General features: G+C 63.1%; 2 protein-coding genes. Both read left to right on the plus strand.

What is annotated here, in order from left to right; genetic code table 11:
* A partial coding sequence (locus tag MKW15_RS24160) for a hypothetical protein (protein WP_240862930.1) occupies positions 1-718 on the plus strand: 718 nt, incomplete at its 5' end.
* Entirely contained in the window at positions 715-933 is a 219-nt protein-coding gene (locus tag MKW15_RS24165) for a hypothetical protein (RefSeq protein WP_240862932.1), read from the plus strand. The genes MKW15_RS24160 and MKW15_RS24165, both read left to right, overlap by 4 nt.
* Positions 934-1,099: the final 166 nt, after the last annotated feature.

Genomic DNA, 1,099 nt, shown 5'->3' on the forward strand with positions numbered 1-1,099 from the left:
CGACGGCCGCCCCGTAATCGTGGAGACCGGAATACTCCGCGCCGCTCGGATCGACTTCAACCTACTTCAGATGGCGGGATTCCGGCTGTTCGGCGACGACCCATTCGCACCGGATGCACCGAAACAACCACTGTGGCAACTCGACACCGCCGAGCTGTTCCCCGTCGAGATCAACTGGAGGGCCGCAAGCGAAACGCCGATCGTTGATCGTCACGTCGGGTGGCGCGTCTGGAAAGTCACCGACGATGGGGCCCTCGTTCCGCCGTTCGTCGTCCGAACTTTCAGCACGCACCGCCGTGGCCTCCTGTACACCGCGACCTGCGAGTATCACGACCTTGACGAGATTCCCGCGGCGGAATGCCTGTGCGGAATTCACTCGGTCACCAACTGGGCCAGCTTCTGGCCCGGAGTGGAAGTCAATATCCTGCAACAACTTCTGCTGCGAGACAAGGATGCGGTTCTGCGGCTGATCATCACCTATGGTCGCGCCGAGGGCCGGATCGCGCTGGACTCGCAACAGCGGGTCTGGGATTCCGCACGCTCGACCCGCTACCGAATCCTGGGAGCGTTGGTGCCGCGCGGAATCGAACACCTGCTGCCTAAGTCGTTCGATGTGCCCCTCCGCCGCATGGATTGGAGCGCATCACCCGACGAGGTCAAGCGCGCGTCACAGGCGCTCGTCGAGCAGATCGCCCTACAACAGCAAGGAACACCATGACCACCGACAACGGCCATGTCTGCGGCGTGTGCCGTGGCCCCGTCCGCAGCTACGCTGGATCAGTCTGGAAATGGACGTGCCGCGCCTGCATCCACGAACAGGTGCTCGCCAATGCCGAACCACCACAACCTGATCCGCTACCACTGCTGAGTGGCCTGCGCTCGCACAACTCGATCGCCAACGGGGTACGCCTCGATGCCGACGACTCTGACTGACTCCCAGGTGCAAGCTGCGGTGTACGCGCTCGCCGAGTTCAAGCGCCGTCGTCGCATCGTTGGTCAACCGATCCCGACCGCGGTCGCCGAACTCCACACCCACTTACTCATGTCCGCGTGCGGACCTGAACCTCCACCGGCACAACGACAATCGACACCAGAGCAG

It is taken from the genome of Gordonia gummivorans (assembly GCF_022513585.1).
Classification (GTDB): Bacteria; Actinomycetota; Actinomycetes; order Mycobacteriales; family Mycobacteriaceae; genus Gordonia.